At 72.4% G+C, this 272-nt stretch carries 1 protein-coding gene; it reads right to left on the bottom strand.

The features are described from left to right. The coding region (locus tag ELR45_RS30805; protein WP_276320753.1) for an FtsX-like permease family protein at positions 1-267 on the bottom strand (267 nt) is incomplete at its 3' end. Positions 268-272: the final 5 nt, after the last annotated feature.

The raw sequence follows: 272 nt of genomic DNA, 5'->3' as shown, positions 1-272 counted from the left end.
GGCCGCGAGCGCCGCGACCGGTGAGGACCTAGCGGCTCGCCGGCCCGGGAATGCGCTCGCGGCCAGACCCGCGACCACGGCAACCACCGCTATCAGGCCGAGCCTGCCCCACGGCACGGTCAGCTTCGTCTCCCAGACGGCTCCCAGCGTCGTGGCCGTGCCGAGCCACCCGTAGACCAGCCCGAGCCCGATTCCCAGGAGAGCTCCGGCCAGCGCGACCAGAACACCTTCGAATGCCAGCATCGACCGCAGCTGTCGCCGCGTCAGCCCCA

The organism is Phytoactinopolyspora endophytica (assembly GCF_004138495.1).
In the GTDB taxonomy this organism is placed as follows: Bacteria; Actinomycetota; Actinomycetes; order Jiangellales; family Jiangellaceae; genus Phytoactinopolyspora; species Phytoactinopolyspora endophytica.
This window is presented reverse-complemented; position numbering and strand designations above follow the sequence as displayed.